The organism is Corallococcus sp. AB032C (assembly GCF_003668935.1).
GTDB lineage: Bacteria > Myxococcota > Myxococcia > Myxococcales > Myxococcaceae > Corallococcus > Corallococcus exiguus.
On the sequence record NZ_RAWP01000147.1, the window covers coordinates 1 to 19994 of the forward strand.

Consider the following 19994-nt stretch of genomic DNA (forward strand, 5'->3'; position numbering starts at 1 on the left):
GCGGGAGGCGGCGTCGCGGCGACGGGGGCCTGCTGTTGCGCGGGTGCCTCCGCGGGCTTCGGGGTACAGGCGGTGACACCGGCGGCGGTCAGCACCGCGAGCCATGCGAGGTTCCTTCGTCCCAGGCCCATCACGTGACGCTCCTTGTGTTCGTGCTGCGAAAAGAAAAGGGGCGCGAGCCCATGTGGCCCGCGCCCCGGAGTCAACGGTCCCGCGTCACCTTACGGCAGCGAGGGGTTGTTCTCCGCGAAGTATTCGTGGCTGTCCGCGTTGTCCCGCGCGTTGGTGGGGTTGGACCGGGCCAGGTTCTTCGCGGCCGTCTGGCCGTAGGCCCAGTCGTCCGTGCCGGCCACGACGTTGAAGTGGCTCATCTCGTGGACCAGCGTGCCCGCGCGCGAGTCCGTGCCCGTGTTGGGGGCGCTCCAGAAGGCGCCGCACACGTAGATCTTGTACGGCGAGGCCGGGTACACGTACGCGTAGGTCCCGCTGTCGTTGCAGCTGCAGTCCACGACGACGGCGGCGGACGCGAACGCGTTCTTGATGCTGTTGAAGTGCGTCTTGATGACGTTCCAGTTGGCGCTGGAGTACGTGCCGAACCAGGTGGTGTAGCGGCTGGTCGCGGACGGCGTGGCGCTCAGGTACGTGTACGCGTTGTTGGAGTACGTCTTCGCGCTGTTGTACGCGTTGGTGATGGTGGTCTGCTCGGAGGCGGTGCACGCCCCGGAGTAGGTCAGGCCCTGCGCCGTCACCGTGCCCATCGCCTCGGTGCCATCGCGGCTGGTGCGGCGGCCCTCGATGAAGAGGCTGACCGCGTTGGAGGACAGCGCCGTCACGCCCGCGCGCGCCTCCAGCTCGTAGCGGATGGTGTAGGTGCCGGAGGCGGACAGGTCATACGCGTCCGACACGACGACCGGGCCGGAGATGCTCTGGCCGGGGGCGATGGTGACCAGGTCCTCGGGGCGGCCCTGCACGCGCTTGAAGTGCGCGCCCGTGTACTCCACCGGCTGGCCGTCGCGGGACACCGACAGGCGGCCCTCGTTGAGGCCCTCGCCCGGCGCGTCCCACTTGTAGATGCTGACCGGCGCGGAGGAGGTGTTGGTCAGCGTCACCTCCACCATCACGCGCTCGCTGGCGGCCATGGAGGCCTTGCCCGCGGACACCTGCGCCGTCAGGGCGCCCTGGGCCTGCTCCGTGGCCTCGGTCGGGGTGGGCTCACCCTCCGCCGGAGGAGCGCCGCAACCGCTCAGCAGGGAAACGCCGACCACCGTGCCCATCAGCCACTTGAAACCGCGAAGGCTCTTGCTCACGAGGAACTTCCTTTCGGAAAACGACGCGACGAAAACGCCCAAGGGGGAATGCCCGGGTCCGCATGCTTATAGGGGAAACCGGACCCACAGATGATGGCACGAAATACTGTGAAATAAATGCCTACCGGCTATCCGGGTTCACGGCGCGTCGCGGCCGACCGTGGCCCGGAGCGTTAGTCTTCACGCGGCACGCATTGCGTGTGGCACCAACAAAGACACAGGGAAGGGGTGGCGGAAAATGCGCGCGGTGGTGTTCGAGCACGAGGAGCACGAGGGGCCAGGCCTGTTGGGGCCGGCGCTGGAGGCGGCGGGCTTCACGCTGGTGCGGCGCTTCCGGACGGTGAAGCGCGAGGACGTGGACGCGCCGCTTGTGGTGGTGATGGGTGGGCCCATGGGGGTGTACGAGGCGGACGCCCATCCGTTCCTGAATGAAGAGCTGGCGTTGCTGGGAGAGCGGCTGGCGAATGACCGCGCGTGCGTGGGCGTGTGTCTGGGTGCGCAGCTTCTGGCGGCGGCGGCGGGCGCGACGGTGTCGCCGGGGAAGAATGGCTTCGAGGTGGGCGTGGGGCCGGTGCGCTGGACGCAGGACGCGCTGAAGGACCCGGTGGTGGCGGGCGCGAAGCCGCGCACGGCGGTGGCGCACTGGCACGGGGACACGTACACGCCGGTGCCCGGCGCTACGCTGCTCGCGTCCACGGACCGGTACACGCAGCAGGCCTTCCGGCTGGGGAAGTCATATGGCTTCCAGTTCCACCTGGAGCTGACGGCGCAGGAGCTGGGGCGCTGGCTGGAGCTGGGGGAAGAGGACCTCGTCACCCGGGGCAAGGACGTGGCGGCGCTGAAGGCGCAGCTGCCCAAGTTGAAGGCGGCGGAGGCGGAGAACACGGAGCTGCTCCAGCGGCTCGCGCATCAGCTGGCGAAGGGCCTACGCTGACGGCCGTCCAAGGCAAGGGGAGGGCCGGACGCCATGAAGCTGACCCGCCTGCACGTCCACCACTACCGAGGGCTCGCGCCGGACACGGTGCTGACGTTCGGCCCTGCCCTGAACGTGGTGGTGGGCGCGACGGGCAGCGGACGCACGACGCTGCTGGAGCTGGTGTCCGCGGTGCTGTGCTCGGACTTCTCCGGACTGTTGCGGGAGCCGTTCGCGCTGGAATACGCGCTGCGCTTCGACGCGCTGACGGTGGACGTGGCCGTGCGCAACGAGCCGCCCGCGGCGCTGCCCGCCAATGCCGGGGAAGGCGGGCCCGATGCAGTCCCTGGCGCCGCATTGGCGTTGCCTCCGGCGGCGTTGGCGCACGGGCTGTTGCCTTCCATCGTGGCGACGGTGCGGTGGGACGCGGCGGAGGACGCGCGGCTCGTCATGCGCGCCAGCGCCACGGGCTTCGCGTGCGAGGTGGCGGGCGCGGCCGGCTTCTCCAAGCGCATGCACTGGTCGGTGTTGGACCGGTCCGTGTGGACGCTGCTCTTCATGGCCGCGCAGTACCTGGAGCGCGGCGTGAAGGACCGGCTGAAGGACCTGCTCCGGGAGACGTTCCTGCTGGCGCCGCCGCGCTTCGACGAAGCGCTGGGCATGTTCGAGCGCATCGGCGCCATCCGCTACGCGATGGAGCAGCGCGGTGAGGAGTTGTTTCCGCTGGGGCTCATGGCGCTGCCCACGTGGATGCCGGGCTGGCTGCGCGACCAGGTGGAGCGCGAGCCCGTGCCCCCGTCGCTGCTCTTCCGCCACGATGCGCAGCCCCAGGGCTTCCTCGCGCGCTTCGTGACGCTGGCGGGGTTCGCTTCAGGCACGCTCACCGTGGACGTGACGGAGACGACGCCGCTGTCCCAGGGCGGACGGTTGGGCTTCAGCGGCTTCCGCTTCGCGTTCGTGCGGCCGGACGGCACTCCGGTGGCGCAGGAGCAGTTGGGCCATGGCCAGAAGCGGCTGTTGTCCTTCCTCTACTACCTGGACGTGCACGAGGCCTTCGTCATCGCGGACGAGCTGGCGGACGGCCTGCATCCGGACCTGGTTCGCGCGTGCGTGCGGGACCTGGGGGCGCGGCAGACCTTCGCCACCAGCCAGAACCCGTTGCTGCTGGAGCATCTGGAGTTCACCCACGCGGAGCAGCTGCGCACGTCGTTGATCCGCTGCGAGGTGGGGGGCGGGGCTGGGAGATGGCGGTGGACGCAGCCCACGCCGGAGGAGGCCGCGCGGTGGTTCGACGCGTACCGCGCGGGCTCCGTGCCGCTGGGCGCGGTGCTGCGCGCCCAGGGCTTCGGATGACCGTCAGGGCGCCGTCGACCCCTTGAAGAGGAAGTCGTCGGTGAGGCCGCGCGAGACCAGGTTCCTTCCCAGGTGGAGGGTGCCGGAGAAGTAGCCGATCCCCACGAACGCGCCCTGCTTGTTCACCGCCACGTCCGTGAAGAACGGGCGCCCGGTCGAGGGGTACGTGTGCCGCCACTGCTGCTGACCCTCGATGCGCTCCAGCCTCGCGGTGAAGAGCGTGTAGCCGGAGGGCGAGTCCGGCTCGATGGAGGCGCCGCCCACGACCACGGCGTCGTCCTCGGCCACGGCGACCGCGCCCACGGCCTGCGGGTAGGCGCGCGCCCAGCGCTCCTCTCCGGCCCGGGTCCACGCGACGAGGAAGCCGCCGCCCGGGACCGGGGGCGTAATCGTCTGCCCCCGGAACGTGAAGTCGCTGCTGAACTGGCCTCCCACCACCACGCGGTTGCCGTGCACGGCGATGCCCGCGGCTCCTCCCGACGCGCCCACCAGCGACCGGGTCCACTCCACCGTGCCCGAGGGGGCCACCTTCCAGACCTGCGGGTCGGGGTACAGGATGCCCGCGAAGTAGAAGGCGTCCGCCTCATCCACCGCGACGCTGTCGCCGACGCTCAGGTTCAACTGCTCGCGGACGGTCCACTGCGCCGCGCCGGCGGCGTTGAATTTGGTGAGGAAGGCGGTCTCGACGTCCGTCACCTGCGAGGAGTTGGGCCCCAGGCCGAAGTCCACCGTGCGGAAGGCGGTGCCCGTCATGGCGATGCCGTCCTGCGAGTCGGTGACCAGGTCCCGGGGGGAGATGCTGCCCGTGAAGTGCCGGGCCCACTGGAACTGCCCCGTCTTGCGCAGCTTCAGCAGGAAGGCCCCCGGTGGCTGGAGTCCCGCCCCCAGGTTGATGGACTCGTTCGACGTCCCCGCGACGAGGACGTTGCGCTCCCGGTCCACCGTGAGCGCCACCGCGTCGACGAAGTTCTGTCCGCCAGGGGGCAGCACGCCCTCGTAGGCGCGGGTCCACAGGAGCGCGCCGGCCGTCGTGTACTTCGCCACCGCGAAGCCAACGCTGTCGGGGTTCCCGGAGCCGACGGGGCCCGCGCCCAGGTCCACGCTGCCCTGGTAGAGGAACAGCGCGAGGACGTTGCCGTCGCGGTCGAAGGCCACCGCGTGGGCCTCGTCGAACCGGGGGGAGCCCAGGTGCTTCACCCAGGCGAAGGCTTCCCTCGAGTGTGCCGCCTCCTGCGTCCGTGCGGACGCCTCGGGGACTTCCGAGGGCCCGCACCCGCCAAGCGCCGCTGCGATCACGACGCCCCAAAGAAGCCGCCAGCCCATCACCCTGTGAGTCATTCCCATGTGCACCCCGCTGTCCCCAAAGACAGACAGTTTGAGTTAGGGACGACCTGCAGGCAGGCACACTGCCTTGGAGGGCAGTGGGGCTTTGATGCCTGAACAGTCCGCGGAGGGGCGCGGTCAGCGGCCGGAGAGCAGCTCCGTGGTGAAGGAGAAGCCGCCCAGCAGGTAGGGCATGGCGTTCATGCGGTTCTCATGTTTGAGGTACCAGCCGGCCATGAACAGCACGGTGGGCTTGCTCATGAGGCCGCCCGGCTTCGTGTCGAAGGCATACGCGACGAGCGGGCCCACGCGGACGTGCGAGTTGGTGGGCAGCGTTCGTCCGGGCAGCGGCTCCACCGCGTTGGTGTCTTCGTCGTAGCGGGGCCACACCGCGGAGAGCCGGGCGCCCAGCGTCCACTGTCCGGCCAGCCAGAGGACGTCCGTGTCGTTGGCGAGCACCCAGCCCTTGCCGGGCACCAGCGTGTCCAGCGTCGGGTCGTAGAACGTGCCGCGCGTCCCGCCGTCGTGCAGCGACATGTTCCAGTACTCGATGGCCAGCTTCGAGCGCAGCGCCAGGGACTTCACCTTCGCCTGGAGCATGGGCTCCACGAAGAAGTGGTGCCCGGAGGTGCCGTAGGCGGCGTCATTGGTCGCGCTGCGCAGGTCGTCGTCGTAGGGCTGGAAGGAGTCCGGATAGGACTGGACGCTGCCGAAGGTGCCGAAGAACTGGACGTACTCGTAGCCGGCGCGGACGTTGAAGATCGCCAGCGGTTGCAGCTCCACCACGGGCCCCAGCTTGAAGAACGCGGGGCTCAACCGGAGGCTCGCGCCGGCGCTGGCGTACGTGTCGCGCAGGAGCAGGGAGGGGCTGTCGGAGAGGCGCTTCTGGTAGACGAGCCGGTTCTGCGACTCGAGCCCCAGCGGGTTGTAGCGGACCACGTTGAGGGTGGTGAAGTAGACGCGGCTGTCGGGCAGGAGTGGCTGCACCGGGAGCGGCACGTCCTCCGTGATGGGCGCCTGGGGCTGCTGCGCGGCCACGGGCGCGCCCAGGCCCAGGAGGGCGAGCAGCGCGGCGCGCGTGAGCGCCTTCGACAGGGACGGGGAGCGGACAGGCGTCGGGCGCTGCGGGAACACGTTCGCGGGCATGCATCCTCTCGGCGGAGTCCGCGGGAGCGGCCCCTGGGCAAGGGCCACCCGTGGCGGGCGGCGGGAGCGTCGTGCACCTGACGTGGGCGCTTCAAGACGCACCAGGACGAAGCCGCCGGATGACACCCGGCGTCACCAAATGTTTCACGGCTCGCGGACGGGGTTTCAGAACGTGAGCTGGAAGCGGGACATGAGGACGTTCTCGGGAGGGCGGTCGGCGCCATCCGGAGCGCCACCCTCGTAGTTCGTGCGGTGGAAGTTCAGGGCGAAGCGCACGCGCCGGTTGAAGGCGAACGTCGTGGCGACGCCGAAGCCGCTCGCCGCGCTCACGGATTGCGCGGGGTTGGCGAAGCGGGGGAAGGCGGCGTCGTCCAGGTCCAGCGCGTGGTAGCGCGCCGCCACCTCCAGCGCGCCGCCCTCGAGCGTCTTCGGGTCGAAGGGCGTCGTGGGCCGGGCGCCTTCGAAGGACGCCTTTCCTCCAAACACCCAGGACACCGACGTCTGCCACGCGTGGTGGTGCAGCCGCGCGCGTGCGTCCGCGATTTGCACCTCCTGTGACGAACGCACGTACTCCGCGAGGAAGCCGAAGGACCCCCAGTAGAAGTAGCCCTGGGGCGCGAGCCGCAGGTGCTGGCCATGCGCCGTCACCGTCTCGCCGGTGTTCGAGTTGTTGAGGTAGCTGAAGATGATCTCCTGGCCCGTGCTGCGAAACGGCGCGAGCCCGGTGTTGGTGGCGGTGCCGAACTGGAGGCCGCGCGTCACCGCGATGCCCAGCCCCAGTCCCTGGAGGAAGGACGGCTCGCGGCCCTTGAAGGGCAGGGCGAAGACGCGGGCGACCAGGTCGAAGCTGTCGTCGGGGTTGGTGTCGGTGCTGGCGCCGTCGGGGTCTCCATTCACCACCGCCAGCGAGTACTGCCACCGGCCGCCTTCGCCCTCGCCGTGCAGCTCCAGGCCCTCGTCGCGGTTGGGGACCAGGTCCACCGTGAGCGAGCGTTCAATGAAGGGGTTGTCCATGTCGGACTGGAGCAGCTCCAGTCCGAACGGCGTCTTGAACCGGCCCGCGCGCAGGCGGACCCATTCCCCCGGATGGAAGTCGATGAACGCGTCCTGGAGGATCGGCTGATTGACGCCGAAGTCCGGCATGAGGCGGAAGTCGATGAAGCCGAAGAGCGTCCCGTCCAGGATGGGACGCACGCGCCGCATGAGGAACGTGTTGGTGCCAGTTCGGTCGATGTCCGCGAAGTAGAAGCGCCCGTCGCCCTGGAGCTGGCCGCGCAGCTTGAGGACGAAGGCCTTGTCCGCGGACGACAGCGTGAAGCCTTCCTCGGAGACGTTGATGACCGGAGGCTCGGCGGCCTTGGGAGGCTCGGCGGCCTTGGGAGGCTCGGCGGCCTGGGCGTGAACGCGGGGCGCGGAGATCAGCAGGCCCGTGGCGGCGAGGAGGGCGGGGGCGCAGAAGGTGGACACGCGTGGACCTCGGGGGACAGGCTCCGGGAGGGCGGAGTGCCCCCCTCGTCCGTCGGGCGCGACCGGGATGCGGACGGGCACGTTGGCGGCGGGAAAGTCTTGCTGTCAAGAATCGCCGGGAAGACCTGTTGTCACCTTCACTTGCCGGATCCGGGGCGGTTTGGTTCATGCTTGGCGGCATGTCCGTGACCAAGCCCCGCGCCGCATCGATGTACGTCGACCTGGACCGCGACGCGTGGCGCGAGCTCCGGGCATCCACGCCGCTGACGTTGACGGCCGAGGAGGTGGAGAAGCTGCGGGGCCTGGGGGACCGGCTGGACATCCAGGAGGTGGAGGACGTCTACCTGCCGCTGTCGCGACTGCTGCACCTGCAGGTGGCGTCAGCGCAGTCGCTGTGGGCGGCGCAGCAGGCGTTCCTGGGCTATTCGGTGCGCAAGGTGCCGTTCATCATCGCCATCGCGGGCAGCGTGGCGGTGGGCAAGAGCACGACGTCGCGCATCCTCCAGGCGCTCCTGGCGCGCTGGCCGGACCATCCGCGCGTGGCGCTGGTGACGACGGACGGGTTCCTCTATCCGAACCGGGTGCTCGCCGAGCGGGGCGTCATGAACCGCAAGGGCTTTCCGGAGAGCTATGACCGGCGCGCGCTGGTGCGCTTCCTGGCGGAGCTGAAGGCGGGGCGCGAGGAGGTGACGGCGCCGGTGTACTCGCACCTCGTCTACGACATCGTGCCGGAGGAGGCGCAGTCCATCCGGCAGCCGGACATCCTCATCCTGGAGGGGCTCAACGTCCTGCAGACGGGGCCGGTGGAGGGCGGGCGGCTGCCGCAGACGTTCCTGTCGGACTTCTTCGACTTCTCCATCTACGTGGACGCGAGCGAGACGGACATCCGCCACTGGTACGTGGAGCGCTTCCTGCGCCTGTGGGAGACGGCGTTCCGCGACGAGAGGTCCTTCTTCCGGCGCTTCTCTGAATTGACGCGCGACCAGGCGATTGCGAGGGCCGCGTCGGTGTGGGCGGAGATCAACGGGCCCAACCTGGCGGAGAACATCGCGCCCACGCGTTCACGGGCGAGGCTCATCCTGGTGAAGGGCAGCGACCACAAGGTCCGCCGCGTGCGGATGCGCAAGCTGTAGTTCGGGGAGGACGCACATGGCGCCACGAATGGGTTCGCTCTGGGATGCGGTGGGGAACACGCCGCTGTTGCGCATTGGCTCGCTCAGCCGTCAGACGGGCTGTGACATCGTCGCCAAGGCGGAGTTCATGAACCCGGGCGGGAGCATCAAGGACCGGGCCGCGAAGGGGATGATTCAACGCGCGGAAGCCACGGGGCAGCTGAAGCCCGGCGGCACGATTGTCGAAGGCACCGCGGGCAACACAGGCATTGGCCTGGGACTGCTGGGGCGCGAGCGCGGCTACCGCGTGGTGGTGACGATGCCGGACAACCAGGCGCGCGAGAAATACGAGTACCTGGAGGCGATGGGCGTGGAGGTGCGGCGGGTGCCGGCGGTGCCGTTCTCCAATCCCTTGCATTTCTTCCACCAGGCGCGGGCGCTGGCGGAAGCGAACGGCTGGGCGTGGATGAACCAGTTCGAGAACACGGCGAACGGCGACTTCCACTACGAGACGACTGGGCCGGAGATCTGGGAGCAGGCGGAAGGCAAGGTGGACGTGCTGGTGGCGTCCGTGGGCAGTGGCGGCACGCTGTCCGGTACGAGCCGCTACCTGAAGGAGAAGAACCCGGCCTTGCGAGTGGTGTTGGTGGATCCGCCGGGGTCGGGGCTCTACTGCCAGGTGCGCACGGGGAAGATGGAGACGGCGGGGAGCTCCATCACGGAGGGCATTGGCATCATGCGGCTGACGGAGAACTTCCGGCAGGCGCGCGTGGACGAAGCGATGCGCCTGGAGGACCAGGACATGCTGGAGATGCTCTACCACCTGGCGCGCGAGGACGCGTTGGTGGTGGGCACCTCCGCGGCCCTGAACGTGCGGGCGGCGTGGGAGGTGGCGCGCAAGCACCAGGGACAGGGCCTGCGCATCGTCACGTTCCTGTGCGACCACGGCAGCCGCTACGCCTCCAAGGTGTTCAACCCGGAGTTCCTCGCGTCGAAGGCGCTCACGGTGAAGCCGCTGCCGGCGGTGTGAATCAGCGGGGCTGCTACTGGCTGGCGACCACCTTGAGTGTGGGCTCCGCGGGCGCCTCCTCCTTGACGGTGAGGGACAGTTCCAGGCTCCGGGCGACCAGGGCCTTGAGCGCCCACACCTCAGGAATCGTCTGGATGTAGACCCGGCTGATACCGAACGCCGCGGGGGACGCTTCGACCTCGAACCCCGCGGCGAGCGCTTTCGCCTCCTCGACGGGGACCCAGGTGGCGATGCACTTGCGTTTGCCATTGCCGAAGAACCGCACGAACCACTTCGTGGGCTTCTTGAAGGACACGTTGAAATAGTTCGAGGTGTCCCGGTAGAGGACGTCCTCCGACGCGTGGCCGTTCTTGGTGCAGATGTCCCGGACGACGCCGAAGAAGGCCAGTTCCTCCTCGGTGGTCTCCACGGCGGCGCGTGTCTTGTCGTCACCCGAGGCCCGGGGTTCCGTCTCAAAAGGCTTCGAGCTGTCCGCCTTCACCACGTTGGGCCCGTCCTTGGCGGCGGGTGCCTCGGTGCCTTCGTTCAAGCGCTGGATGCGCTCCTTGAGTTTGTCGAGGAAGTCGTCGCCCATGACGCGGAGGAGGGTGGGCTCGATGGCCTCCTTCGCGACCTCCGCGAGGCGTTCCATCACGGCGGTCGTCCGCTTCCCCTTGTAGATGTCCTCGGTGAGCCACTTGAGGAATCCCTCGTGTTCGCCGGGTGATTTGAGGGCGGCGGACAGCTTGTCGATCATCCCCTGGCGGTAGCGGCTGTTCTCCGCATCGGTGATGAGCGTCGTGGCGTTGAAGGCTTCGCGGCTGAACTTGGACAGGAACTTCGCGACCTTGGCCCAGTCCGACTTCGTGTCCTCCAGGGAGAACGTGAAGAAGGGCTCCGGGTCCATGACGTTGGGGTTCTCCAGGTCTCCGAAGAACAGGTAGTGGCAGCCATCCGTGATGATGCCGAAGTGGAGCTCCGGGAGCTGGGAGAGGTAGCGGGCCAGTTGCTGGGCGCGCGACTTGAGGTCCGTCCCCAGGGGCTTGGTTTCAATGACGATGAGGGGCTTCTGTCCCGTCTGGTCGAAGATGGCGAAGTCCATGCGGTCCGGCAGCTTCTTGCCGTCGCCCTGGACGAAGTCCGCCGCGTATTCGAGGCGAACCTCCCGAGGAAAGCCGGGGTCATACCCAAGCAGCCGGATGAAGGGGACCACCAGCGCCAGCTTGGCGGTCTCTTCGTTGGAGATGAAGGACTTGGAGTCCTGATAGCGCTTGACCAGCTCCAGCAATTGATTCGCGTCCACGGTATCCCCCTGCAACCCGTCGAGCCCAGGTCGTGCCAGCAGTGAGAACAGACTGGCGACGTCCAGAACTACAATCGGTTGGATCCCGCTTGGCCATACCTCTTATGGGTTATCCGGGGGCAAAGGAGGGATTGGAGGACGCTCGTCACGTCCTTCCGGCGAACCCCTCTCCACGCGGAGCTGTTCCTCGCCGCAGAGCTGGGCCTCCTGTGTCTCGTCCTGTGCGGCGGCTGGAGGAAGGCGATCGACGGCACCTTCCTCGATGCTGGGGTGTGTCTCCGATGCATCGTCCGGGCTGGTCGCTGACGGAGGGGTGCTGAGCAGGTCCTCCTGAGCGCATGGGGCCTCGGGGGACGCAGGTTCCTGGGGCGCAGGAGCGAAGGCGTTCAGCACGCGCTCATCGCGCGCCTTCAGCAGTGCTGGCAGCTCGTGCTGAAGTGCCTGCACGTCGCGCTCGTGCAGGATTTCCCTCACGCGGATGGCCCAGTCGCGCAGCGCCTTTCCGCCCATGAGCGGCAGCAGTTGGGCGGCTCCTCCCAGGAATGCCCGCTGCAGGGACTGCACGAGGAGCACGTGCCCGGGACGCGCCGCCACCCGCGCCGCATGCCGAAGCAATTCGAATTCCGCGTGCGCACAGGTTTCCCCCGACTCCCAGCGCGCCGCGTCCTGGAGCCGGTAGCACGTGCTCCCCAGCCGGTCCAGGTCGAGGTCCGAGGCCCTCGCGCAGCAGTCGGCCAGAAGCTCCACCAGCACCTGCCGCTTGAGGCTGAAGTAACCCTCCAGCAGCCACCGGGCATCCGGGTTGCTTGCGTCATGCAGCGCCAACCCCAGGTTCTCCAGCGTCAGCGACTCATCCAGCGGCACCGCGCGCGTCTTGCGTCCGGGGCGCTGCACCACCAGGCCTCTCGCCGCCAGCCGCCGCAGCGCCTCGCGGATGGTGCCCCGACACACCTCATAGCGGCGCGCCAGCTTCGCCTCGGAGCCGAATTGCCCGCTCGGGTGAAGCCGCCCCAGCGCGATATCGCGCTCGATTTGCGCCTCCACGTAGGCCACGAGTCCTCGCCGTTCCATCCCCATTCCCCTTCCTCGTCTCAGCATCGCCATCCAACCACAGGGGTCTGACATGGACGTGCGGGCCCACCCTCCGCGTCGCTTGCCGGGCGAGCGCGCCCCCGGGCCGCATGGGCTGAAAACCTGTCCGACTGTCGGACAGGTTTTCAGGCAACCGGGCCCGGGCGGGCACCTCTGTCGGTGGTCCACATTGGCGACTGCGCGCGCACGACTTCGTTCGCCTTCTGGCCTGGTGCGGTCTGGGGCCCATGCGGCGGAGGAGTGTCCGACAGTCGGACAGGTCTTGAGGCAACCGGCCCCGGGTGGGGGCCTCCCTCCGTGGCCCCATCCTGGCTTCCGCGCATGCACGCCGTCGCGGCCCACCGCCGCGCTTCGTGAGGCATGCGTCATCACGGGGACCATTGAATCGACGGGTTTGTTAACGAACCTCTGGCGACCTGCTTAGGATGCGCGCGTCCTCTTCCTTCATGGAGCTTCGATGGTGCGCACCCGGCTCGTAGGTCTCCTGGCGTTGCTGTTCGTCGCGGTCCCCGTCGTATCGGGGGCTCAGGATGCCGTGGCTCCGGCGGCGGCGGCTTCTGGCGATGAAGCGACGCATCAGGCACTGCGCGGCATCAAGCAGGACATGGAGGATGCGCTCAACAAGCAGGACCTGGACCGGTTGCTGTCGCACCTGCACCCGGACGTCGTGTTCTCCACCATGAACAATGATGTTCGCGTGGGGAAGGACGCCATCCGCGCTTACTACGCGGAGATGCTGGGCGGCCCGAACAGCGTCGTGAAAAAGGTCACCGCGAAGTTCGACGTGGATGCGCTCACTCGCCTTTATGGCAACTCGGGCGTCGCGTACGGCTCTTCGCTGGACCACTACATCCTGAACGACGGCACGGACCTCGTCGTCAATGGACGGTGGACCTGCACCCTGGTGAAGGAGGGCGACCAGTGGCTCATCGCCGCGTTCCACTACTCCACCAACGTGTTCGACAACCCCCTGCTCACCAAGGTGAAGAACGCCGCCATGGGCTTCGGCGCTCTGGTCGCGGTCGCCGCGCTCGGCGCGGGTTTCTTCATCGGACGCCGGGGACGCCGGCCGGCGAAGGCTTGAGCGCGAGCCGCATGGGCTGGCGCTGGCCGTAGGTGAGCGAGCGCCACAGCCACTCGGCCGGACCGAAGCGGAAGCGCGACAACCAGGCGTGGCTGAGTGGAATCTGGAGCGCGAACACCAGCAGGGTCAGTGCCACGCAATGTGAGGGCGGCAGCTTTCCGATGAGCCCCAACCCCCAGCCGTCATAGAGCCAGAGGCTCACCACCGTCTGCATCAGGTAGTGGGTGAGCGCCATGCGTCCCACCGGCGCCAGGATGCCCAGCCACCTGCGCCAACGCTCCGTTTGGAAGAGCAGGGCGAAGGCGGCCACGTAGGCCGCCGCGAGGCCCAGGTAGCCCATCTCCTGGATCGCGGACAGGGTGAACATCCAGTGGGCTTTCGACGGGTCCAACAACCCCGCGAGCCGCAGGTGCTGGACCACCACGCCCGCGCCATTTCCCAGCACGCCCAACACCAGCCCCCAGCCCAGAAGCTTCCGGTGCCAGGCGCGGTGGCGCTCCATGTCCTGGAGCAACAGGTGCCGGCCCGCGAGCAGCCCCAGCAGGAACCGGCCCAGGATGAAGATCATCCACAGCAGCCGCTTCAGCGTGGGCAGCATGTACTGGAGGAAGTGCGCGTTCGCGGCCTGCGTCGTCCAGAGCGAGTCGCTCTTGAGTCCCAGCAGCAGCTGCTCCCGTGTCTGGGCCTCCATGGCTTCCGTGACCTTCGCGGCGTCGGCCGCCGCCTGTGCTCCGTGCAGCAGGATGGGACCGAAGTGCAGGAGCGCTGGTACCAGCAACGGCACCACCACCACCGACAGGCCCACCCACACCAGCAGCGTCCGGTCCGAACGGTTCCGGAAGAGGAGCAACGCGAAGCCCAGCAGGGCGTAGGTGGAGAGCACGTCTCCCGCCCAGAGCGCCGTGAGATGCACCACCCCGATGCCCAGCAGCACCAGCAGGCGCCGTGAATACACCGGGACGACGGAGGCTCCGCGTGACTCGGCCCGTGTCAGCTGGATGGAGAACCCGAGCCCGAAGAGGAAGGCGAACAGCGTGACGAACTTCTGGTTCACGAAGAAGTGGTAGAGCGCCGTGACAGCCGCCTCGAAGGGCGGTGCCGCCAGTGATTGGGCCTGCTCTCGCGGCATCAGGACCCGGCCGCTGAACCAGGCGAAGCTGTTCGACACGAAGACGCCCCACAACGCGAAGCCGCGCAGCACGTCCAGGAGCGGCAGCCGCTCGGAGGCATCCACCGGACGGGCGCTGGAAACGGAAGGGGCGGAGTCGGACATGCGTCCAGCAGATGCCTCCGCCTGCTTCGCGTCAACGCATGCACCGCGTCGTGCTCAGTGGCCTCACTCCACGCGGATGGAGGCCGACCGCGCGTGAAGGACTCAGGAGATTTCGAGCACCGGCGCCTCGCGCAGGAAGGGCATGCGACGCGGCAGCTTCCGCACCCAGAAGCCTTCCACCGACCTGTGGAAGAGGCGCAGCAGTGCGACGCCTTGCCTGCCTTCCAGATGGGCCAGTTCCTTCGCGGAGCGGTCCAGCAGCGCGCGGGCTCGCTGGTACTCATCGCGCACCCAGGCCCGTCCGGCTTCCGCCCTGAGCAGCGATTCGAAGTCCTGGGGATCCTGTCCCTGGGCGCGCACCTCGGCGGCGACGTCCGCGGGCACGTTGAAGAGTCCCTGAACCAGGTCCTCTCTCAGGTCGCGCATCACCGAGCACCATCCCAACGCCGCGAGCAGGGAAGGGGCGTCATCTGCTCGCACCTGCGCGTCCGCGACGTGCAGCATCAGGCTCACGGACAGCCGGAAGGTATTTCCGAGTTGCGTCCGGAGCGTTGCCGCGTCCCACCATTGCCCATCGCGCACCCGCACCCGGTCCCGGCGCATGGTGCGGACCAGTTCAAGCACCTGCTCGCGGGCCGCCGGGCCTGTCAGCTCCGTGAGCAGTACCCGGCCCAGTGACACCGCGGTGTCGTGGAACTCCGTGGCGGGGCCCGGCGCTCCGGTCTCCAGCGTGCGCAGGAGTGCGTCGATGGCGTCCAGTGGTTCGCCTCCGACGGGGCGGTCTCCATCCAGCACGTCATCCACCAGTTGGAGGAAGCAGAACCCCACCCGTGCTCTTCGCGCCTTGCGCCAGCGTCCCAGCGACTGCTGATACAGCGCGAGCGCGATGAGCCCGTAACGCGGATGCCTGCGCGCGAAGCGGTACATCTCCCTCGCGCAGAGGGCTTCCACCCGCACCGCTTCGAGGAATGCTTCCTTCCGGACCCGGGACGCCACGACACGCCACGCGCCCCAGGCGAGCAATGCTCCCGCGACCACGTCCACCAGATGGTGCTCGTGGATGAGCAGCGTGGACGCCGCGATTGCCAGGGCCCACAGCGTGAATGCGGTGCTCGCCACCGGCCCTGAGCGCTCGCGGTAGGCCAGGGCCGCCGTGCAGGCGAAGGCGACGTGGAGCGACGGCAGGTAGTTTCGCTCCAGGTTCATCGTGTCCGCGGCCTGGAAGATGGATGCCCAGACTCCGGTGACGGCACGCGGCGGCCACGCGACCTCCACCGGTAGGACGAGGAAGCAGAGTGCTCCCAGCACCGTCTCCGCGCACAACGCCAGTGCGAAGGGGAGCATCTGTCGCCACGTCCGGAAGATGAACAGGGACAGGAGCAACAGCATGTCCATGCTGACGTAGACAGCGGCCCAGCCAGGCATGAACGGGATGTGCTGCTCGAAGGGCAGGTCCACGCGCAGGCCGCCAGAATAGAAGCCTGTCACCCAGCTCGCGCCGCCGTACACCGCGAGGAAGAACAGCGCGAAGCCGCACGTCATCGCGCCTGTTCGCTTCAGTTCCTCCCTCGCTGGCCAGCCTAAGAGTGGACCCTCCGTGTGCGCTTCCTTCTCAGTGGACGCGCTCATTTCGGCTGCTCCGGGAACGGCCGGGGCCCGCGCCACATGGACAGCCAGATGCCCAGGAAGGACGGCCGGGGCACGCTCTCGTCCACGTAGCGGCCCAGGTAGAGCCAGGGCACCTGCGGGTGCCGGTGGTGCGCCCGGTGGTAGTGGTAGTTGAGGAACACCCAGCGCACCGGCGCCGCGACCTTCAGGTCCCATGCGCCCTCGCGCACGTCCAGCGGCGACCACGCGTGGTCCGCGTACTGGAGCGAGCTCCAGTTCACCGCGAACGCCGCGTAGCAAAGGGCCCACCCCACGAGCGTCAGGTCCAGCGCGTACGCCAGCCCTGCCTGGACGGCCACCATCCCCAACACCTCCGCTCGGATGGCTGTCCCCGGTGCATCCTCCAGCCGCCCCAGGTACGCGTCCGCGCCCGTCTGTTCCCCGTAGCGCGTTCCCGGCCCTCGCAGCCTTTGCAGCAGGCTCGGCGCGAGCGCGAACACCAGCGCTCCCAGCGGTACGAACAGCCAGTAGAAGCCGGTCAGGATGACGTACCACTGCGCATACTTGAGGAAGCGGTGGTCGCCCGGGTGCAGGTAGTCGAACTGCTCGCGCGCCGAGCGGTTGTACCGGTGATGCGTGAGGTGGAACGCGCGCTGCAGCGTGAACGACGTGGGGAAGAACGTCGCCGCCAGCCGGCCCAGCATGGCGTTGATCCGCATCGAGGGATGCAGCACCCCGTGCGTCGCTTCATGCAACAGCGAGAACACCGTGTTGTTCACGTAGGAGAACAGCCCGGCCGCCACCAGCCGCACCCAGAGGGCCTCCGCGTGCGACGCCGTCCACAGGCACAGCGCCCCCGCGCCCATCGCCGCGACGAGCAGCACCGCATTGAGCGCGGCGGGGATCGGCGGAGCGTCATCGGCGCGCATCGTCCCCGTCCTCGGGCAGACCTACGGCGAAGTCGAGCAGCTGGCGCATCACCGGGTCCGCCGTCGCCGTCGTGACGTTGAAGCGCATGCCGTCCAACACGGACAAATCGCGCCGCAAGAACGACGTGTAGAGCCAGCGCGACACCCCGAGCACCATCGCCAACGCACCCGGAATCCGCCCCCGACTCGCCGCGACGGCGAGCCGCACCGACGTCCCCTCCGCTACCGGCGTCAGGCTCGCGAGCAGCAGCCCCCGCGCCCTGCCCAGGTCGCTCTTCACGGAGATCAACGTCCCGCCGTGCAGCGTGAGCTCCACCCGGATGCGGTTGCCCGACAGCGCCTTCATCAGCCGGTCACTCGCGCCCGTGCCGATGACGCGCGACGTGTAGCGCAGCCGCAGGGTGTACCGGTCCGGCGTCTCCCAGGTCGGCGCGTCCCACAGCTCCCGGTGGTGCACCGTGCGCAGGTGGTCCAGGTCGAATGAGTTCGCCGCGAGCGGCAGCCACGGACAGCCCACCGTCACCGGAGGTCCTACGTTCCAGACGTGCGCCCCACCTCCCAGGTCGGGTGGGGGAAACAGCGCCTCCGGGCCGTTGAACACGAGCACCCCGCCGAAGCGCTCCTCCACCGGCCATGCCCGAGGCCCCGGTAGGGCGGACACGTCGCTCCGGCCGGGCACGGCCCGGCAGTGGCCCAATCCGTCGAAGCTCCAATGATGCAGCGGGCAGCGCAGCAGCTCGCCCTGGACGGTGCCGTGCTTCAGGTGCGCCCCCAGGTGGGGACAGTGCGCGGACAGGGCGTGGACCCGGCCCTGCTGGCTCCGGAACACCACCACCTCCTGGCCACCCACCTGAACGCCCATCGCGTGGCCGGGCCGCAGGGCCGCGGACGGAGCCACCAGGTACCAGGAGCGCGGGCGTGAGGGCCCGGGGAGACGCTCCGGAGCCACCCCGGCCAGGACGGGAACAACCATGACAGGACCCTACCGGACCCGGTGTCTCCAGGGCCACGGGGGGCCGGTCGAGACTGGCTTTACGCCCGGGTTCCTGGTTTGTCAGGCGCTGGCGGAACCGGGCGCGCCGCCCCAACGGTGCGGGCCTGGGAAGGGACGTGTGACATGGCAGGCGATACTGCGGGCAGCAGTCGGGGCGGTTCGTTGCGGGGCAGCACGCTCCAGGTGGTGCAGTCCCTGGCGGCGCAAGGCGAACCGGAACGCGCGGCACAGCTCTACGAGGAGCTGGGCGCGGCGCAGCGCGAGCGCCTCCGCAAGGAGGCCGCGCAGGGGTCGGTGAAGGAGCGCCACTGGCTGGTGGACGTGCTGCGCCGGGCGCGGGACTTCACGGGCGCGGCGCGGCTCCTGGACGGCAGCGGCGACGACGTGTCCGTGGCGGACCTGTACGCGCAGGGCGGTCAGCACGTGGCGGCCGCGGAGGCATACCTGCGCGCGGGCGAGGTGGAGCGCGCCGCGGCGGCCTTCGAGCGGGGCGGGGCGCTGGAGCGCGCGCTGGAGGTCTACCGGGGCCTGGGCGCCCGCGAGTCCATGGCGCACTGCCTGGTCCGCCTGGGCCGCGCTTTCGAGGCCGCGGACCTCTACCAGGAACTGGGGCAGGCCCACGCGGAGGCCGAGGCCCTGGGCGGCGTGCTCGCGGAAGATCCTCGCTACGTCGAAGCCGTGCTGCGCACGTGCAAGGTGCTGGATGCCGGCGGCTTCACGCACCGCGCGCTCGCGGTGCTGGCGGACGCGCTGAGCAGCTCCGAGCTCCTGCGCGCGGATCCCGTGCTGGTGACGGAGAAGGCGCGGCTCCTGCGGCGCATGGGCCTGGACGTGGAGGCGGAGGCGCTCCTCGCGCGGCTGGCCGCGGGCGCGACCGTGCCGGAGGCCAGCGGCTACCGCTTCCTCAAGGCCATCCCCATCTTCGGCGAGCTGCCGCTGGAGGACATGAAGGACCTGTACCGCCTGGCGCGACCCGTGACGGCCACGCCGGGCACGGTGCTGCTGGAGAAGGGCACTCCCGGCACGGGGCTGCTCGTGCTGCTGGATGGCACCGTGGACGTCTACTCCGGCAATGAGGCCAACGCGCGGCACCTCAACACGTTGGGGCCGGGCTCGTTCCTGGGGGAGATTTCGCTTGTGCAGGACGGCCCCGTGTCCGCGAACGTGCGCGCGAAGACGGCCGTGCGCGCGCTGCGCATCACCCGCGAGAGCTTCCAGCACTTCCTGGCCACGCACGACGCGGCCTCGCTGCACATCTACCGGCTCTTCACTCAGAACCTCGCGGCGCGCGTGCGGGCGCTGAGCGGCTGAACTTTGCCGTGCGCAGCGCGGGAAGCGCCGCGAGCTGGAGGACTCCGGCGTCGGTGATTCCAGTGCGTCCCAGCGAGAGGAACTCCAGGCCTCGCAGGGACAGGAGGCCGGTCACGGCCGCGTCGGTGATGCCGCGGCACCACCACAGCGCGAGCCACTGGAGAGAGACCAACGGACGCAGGTGCATGAGCGCCCGGTCCGTCACGTCCGTGTCGGAGAGGCTCAGCCTCCGCAGGCCGCTCAGGTGGGGGACGTGGCGGAGTTGCTCATCCGTCACCTGCGTCTGAGTGAGCTCCAGCGCGTCCAGGTCGCCGGGTTGGAGCCGTGACAGGAAGGAGAGGTCGCGCGCCGCATTGGACTCCACCAGGAGTCTGGGCGCGCAATCGTCCGGCACGGAGATGTCGCCCCTCACGTCTCCGAGCAGGATTCCGTGCGGCATGTCGGGCCACTGGGGCCCTCGGGTCCGGAGTCAGCCCACGGAGCGGTCGGAGGGAAAGCGCAGGATGCGTGAGGGCGTCATGCGAGCACTCCAGCCCCGCCCGTGAGGAAGCAGGCGAGCGCGACGAGGGGGCCTTTCACCGGACCCCAGTCCATCCCCATCCTCCTGGACAACCCCCCTGTCCGGAAGGATGCCCCGATGGCTTCAATCGACGCACTGAGGCAACACGCTCGCGCGAACTGGCGCACGTGGTTGGCGTGGGTGGCCACGCCTGTCGCCGCGCTGCCGCTCCTGGGGGTGGGCGGCCTTCGCCGGGTGGGCCTCGTGGACG

16 protein-coding genes and 1 pseudogene are annotated in these 19994 nt (G+C 69.1%); 6 read left to right on the forward strand and 11 right to left on the reverse strand.

Annotation, left to right across the window (positions count from 1 at the left end; translation table 11 throughout):
- Window positions 1-221: 221 nt before the first annotated feature.
- The gene (locus tag D7X99_RS37905) at window positions 222-1307 is read right to left on the reverse strand and encodes a M35 family metallo-endopeptidase (protein ID WP_121782007.1); all 1086 of its coding nucleotides are present in this window, start codon (window positions 1305-1307) and stop codon (window positions 222-224) included.
- Between the two features lie 238 nt (window positions 1308-1545).
- On the opposite strand from D7X99_RS37905, the gene D7X99_RS37910 reads away from it, so the two are divergent.
- Window positions 1546-2241 (forward strand): glutamine amidotransferase, encoded by a 696-nt coding sequence (locus D7X99_RS37910; RefSeq protein ID WP_120580891.1) that lies wholly within the window; start codon window positions 1546-1548, stop codon window positions 2239-2241.
- Window positions 2242-2274: 33 nt separating this feature from the next.
- Window positions 2275-3573, forward strand: a complete 1299-nt coding sequence (locus D7X99_RS37915) for an ATP-binding protein (RefSeq protein ID WP_121782008.1) — start codon at window positions 2275-2277, stop codon at window positions 3571-3573.
- 3 nt (window positions 3574-3576) lie between these two features.
- On the opposite strand, the gene D7X99_RS37920 is transcribed toward D7X99_RS37915, so the two are convergent.
- The 3 genes from D7X99_RS37920 to D7X99_RS37930 all read right to left on the reverse strand — a co-directional run bounded on the left by D7X99_RS37920 (window position 3577) and on the right by D7X99_RS37930 (window position 7509).
- Window positions 3577-4770, reverse strand: coding sequence for a hypothetical protein (locus D7X99_RS37920; protein ID WP_121782009.1), 1194 nt, complete (start codon window positions 4768-4770; stop codon window positions 3577-3579).
- A gap of 264 nt (window positions 4771-5034) precedes the next feature.
- Complete coding sequence (locus D7X99_RS37925) at window positions 5035-6042, reverse strand: hypothetical protein (protein WP_121782010.1); 1008 nt, start codon at window positions 6040-6042, stop codon at window positions 5035-5037.
- 165 nt (window positions 6043-6207) lie between these two features.
- The gene (locus tag D7X99_RS37930) at window positions 6208-7509 is read right to left on the reverse strand and encodes an OprO/OprP family phosphate-selective porin (protein ID WP_121782011.1); all 1302 of its coding nucleotides are present in this window, start codon (window positions 7507-7509) and stop codon (window positions 6208-6210) included.
- Between the two features lie 179 nt (window positions 7510-7688).
- Between D7X99_RS37930 and coaA the strand changes: the two genes are divergently transcribed.
- Together coaA and D7X99_RS37940 are read left to right on the forward strand one after the other, a co-directional pair.
- Window positions 7689-8642: a type I pantothenate kinase gene (gene coaA / locus D7X99_RS37935; protein ID WP_120580466.1), complete on the forward strand. Its 954-nt coding sequence runs from the start codon at window positions 7689-7691 to the stop codon at window positions 8640-8642.
- A gap of 16 nt (window positions 8643-8658) precedes the next feature.
- Window positions 8659-9651, forward strand: coding sequence for a cysteine synthase A (locus D7X99_RS37940; protein WP_121782012.1), 993 nt, complete (start codon window positions 8659-8661; stop codon window positions 9649-9651).
- Between the two features lie 13 nt (window positions 9652-9664).
- Here D7X99_RS37940 and D7X99_RS37945 read toward each other — a convergent pair whose 3' ends face one another.
- The gene (locus tag D7X99_RS37945) at window positions 9665-10933 is read right to left on the reverse strand and encodes a type I restriction enzyme HsdR N-terminal domain-containing protein (protein ID WP_121782013.1); all 1269 of its coding nucleotides are present in this window, start codon (window positions 10931-10933) and stop codon (window positions 9665-9667) included.
- A 327-nt stretch (window positions 10934-11260) separates the two neighbouring features.
- Window positions 11261-12010: pseudogene (locus D7X99_RS37950) on the reverse strand (FadR/GntR family transcriptional regulator); the annotation flags it as partial.
- A gap of 472 nt (window positions 12011-12482) precedes the next feature.
- On the opposite strand from D7X99_RS37950, the gene D7X99_RS37955 reads away from it, so the two are divergent.
- Entirely contained in the window at window positions 12483-13109 is a 627-nt protein-coding gene (locus tag D7X99_RS37955; protein WP_121782015.1) for an SgcJ/EcaC family oxidoreductase, read from the forward strand.
- On the opposite strand, the gene D7X99_RS37960 is transcribed toward D7X99_RS37955, so the two are convergent.
- The 4 genes from D7X99_RS37960 to D7X99_RS37975 form a co-directional block, all read right to left on the reverse strand.
- On the reverse strand, window positions 13072-14382 hold the full coding sequence (locus tag D7X99_RS37960) for a DUF418 domain-containing protein (RefSeq protein WP_121782016.1): 1311 nt from the start codon (window positions 14380-14382) through the stop codon (window positions 13072-13074). The genes D7X99_RS37955 and D7X99_RS37960 overlap by 38 nt on opposite strands.
- A 102-nt stretch (window positions 14383-14484) precedes the next feature.
- Entirely contained in the window at window positions 14485-15924 is a 1440-nt protein-coding gene (locus D7X99_RS37965) for a phosphatase PAP2 family protein (RefSeq protein WP_233614027.1), read from the reverse strand.
- An 83-nt stretch (window positions 15925-16007) separates the two neighbouring features.
- On the reverse strand, window positions 16008-16919 hold the full coding sequence (locus D7X99_RS37970; protein ID WP_121782018.1) for a fatty acid desaturase: 912 nt from the start codon (window positions 16917-16919) through the stop codon (window positions 16008-16010).
- Window positions 16906-17892, reverse strand: coding sequence for a Rieske 2Fe-2S domain-containing protein (locus D7X99_RS37975; RefSeq protein WP_121782019.1), 987 nt, complete (start codon window positions 17890-17892; stop codon window positions 16906-16908). Before D7X99_RS37975 ends, D7X99_RS37970 begins: the two co-directional genes overlap by 14 nt.
- A gap of 144 nt (window positions 17893-18036) precedes the next feature.
- On the opposite strand from D7X99_RS37975, the gene D7X99_RS37980 reads away from it, so the two are divergent.
- The gene (locus D7X99_RS37980; protein WP_121782020.1) at window positions 18037-19224 is read left to right on the forward strand and encodes a cyclic nucleotide-binding domain-containing protein; all 1188 of its coding nucleotides are present in this window, start codon (window positions 18037-18039) and stop codon (window positions 19222-19224) included.
- Here the strand turns inward: D7X99_RS37980 and D7X99_RS37985 are convergent.
- Window positions 19181-19663, reverse strand: a complete 483-nt coding sequence (locus D7X99_RS37985; RefSeq protein ID WP_121782021.1) for a hypothetical protein — start codon at window positions 19661-19663, stop codon at window positions 19181-19183. The genes D7X99_RS37980 and D7X99_RS37985 overlap by 44 nt on opposite strands.
- Window positions 19664-19994: the final 331 nt, after the last annotated feature.

Excerpts from the sequence above, each read along its gene's own strand:
- D7X99_RS37925 (WP_121782010.1), bottom strand. The coding sequence starts at position 6,042 with ATGCCCGCGAACGTGTTCCCGCAGCGCCCGACGCCTGTCCGCTCCCCG.
- coaA (WP_120580466.1), top strand. The coding sequence starts at position 7,689 with ATGTCCGTGACCAAGCCCCGCGCCGCATCGATGTACGTCGACCTGGAC.
- D7X99_RS37940 (WP_121782012.1), top strand. The coding sequence starts at position 8,659 with ATGGCGCCACGAATGGGTTCGCTCTGGGATGCGGTGGGGAACACGCCG.
- D7X99_RS37985 (WP_121782021.1), bottom strand. The coding sequence starts at position 19,663 with ATGCCGCACGGAATCCTGCTCGGAGACGTGAGGGGCGACATCTCCGTG.
- D7X99_RS37975 (WP_121782019.1), bottom strand. The coding sequence starts at position 17,892 with ATGGTTGTTCCCGTCCTGGCCGGGGTGGCTCCGGAGCGTCTCCCCGGG.
- D7X99_RS37955 (WP_121782015.1), top strand. The coding sequence starts at position 12,483 with ATGGTGCGCACCCGGCTCGTAGGTCTCCTGGCGTTGCTGTTCGTCGCG.
- D7X99_RS37970 (WP_121782018.1), bottom strand. The coding sequence starts at position 16,919 with ATGCGCGCCGATGACGCTCCGCCGATCCCCGCCGCGCTCAATGCGGTG.
- D7X99_RS37915 (WP_121782008.1), top strand. The coding sequence starts at position 2,275 with ATGAAGCTGACCCGCCTGCACGTCCACCACTACCGAGGGCTCGCGCCG.
- D7X99_RS37965 (WP_233614027.1), bottom strand. The coding sequence starts at position 15,924 with ATGACGTGCGGCTTCGCGCTGTTCTTCCTCGCGGTGTACGGCGGCGCG.
- D7X99_RS37980 (WP_121782020.1), top strand. The coding sequence starts at position 18,037 with ATGGCAGGCGATACTGCGGGCAGCAGTCGGGGCGGTTCGTTGCGGGGC.
- D7X99_RS37910 (WP_120580891.1), top strand. The coding sequence starts at position 1,546 with ATGCGCGCGGTGGTGTTCGAGCACGAGGAGCACGAGGGGCCAGGCCTG.
- D7X99_RS37960 (WP_121782016.1), bottom strand. The coding sequence starts at position 14,382 with ATGTCCGACTCCGCCCCTTCCGTTTCCAGCGCCCGTCCGGTGGATGCC.